The following is a 598-nucleotide window of genomic DNA, read 5'->3' as shown; positions in this document are numbered from 1 at the left end:
CGGGTTCTGTCGCGGCAGACCCATGATGGACCCGAGATCGTCGGCCCGCTTCGGCAGCCGATGGCGGATGGTCGCACGCCGATGCGCGACGGTGGTCTCGATCTCCGCATCAGGATTGAGGCGCAGACCGACGACCTTTGGAGCATCGGCAAGCCCACCTTCGATTTGGTCAGGATGGGCAACCGATGATCCTCAACTTCCCTCCGGCGCCGGGTTTGCTCGGCACGTTCGGGCAGATCATCTCACGTGCCCTTCTGCGCGTGGTGGATCAGGATTCAGCGGCCGAGCAGATCATCCTTGTGGATACTGAGACCAAGCGGCTCTACCGCTTGCAGATCACCAATGGTCAGATCGTGCTCACGCCCATGAGCTAACCGATAAATACGGGCCGATAAGAGGCCCATTTTGAGCGTAAACATTCCTGCCGACCTCCTGCGCAAGATCGAGATCGCTCTCGCGCACGGCGGCAACACCCACTCGTTTGATGATGTTGTGTCCGGACTTCTGCGCCGGGAGTTCACCGCGTTCTCGCGGCCGAACAGCATCCTCATCTGCGAGTTGGTGGGTCGCCCACGCTCGCTCTCTGCACATGTCTTCC

The 598-nt window shown here is 60.7% G+C and carries 3 protein-coding genes; all 3 read left to right on the top strand.

Features of this window, described 5'->3' with window-relative positions:
* Positions 1-189, top strand: a 189-nt coding sequence (locus SxD43FB_RS25505) for a hypothetical protein (RefSeq protein ID WP_176482921.1), incomplete at its 5' end; no start/stop codon positions are given.
* A complete protein-coding gene (locus SxD43FB_RS23880; protein WP_096064179.1) occupies positions 186-374 on the top strand; it encodes a hypothetical protein in 189 nt (62 codons plus the stop codon). The genes SxD43FB_RS25505 and SxD43FB_RS23880, both read left to right, overlap by 4 nt.
* Positions 375-405: 31 nt before the next feature.
* On the top strand, positions 406-598 hold a 193-nt coding region (locus SxD43FB_RS25500; protein WP_176482920.1), incomplete at its 3' end, for a hypothetical protein.

It is taken from the genome of Sphingobium sp. D43FB (assembly GCF_002312805.1).
Taxonomy (GTDB): domain Bacteria; phylum Pseudomonadota; class Alphaproteobacteria; order Sphingomonadales; family Sphingomonadaceae; genus Sphingobium.
The sequence above is the reverse complement of the archived record's forward strand: the minus strand, read 5'-3'. Positions and strand labels throughout refer to the sequence as shown.

Bases quoted from the DNA above. Each gene is read 5' to 3' on its own strand.
- SxD43FB_RS23880 (WP_096064179.1), top strand. From the start codon at position 186: ATGATCCTCAACTTCCCTCCGGCGCCGGGTTTGCTCGGCACGTTCGGG.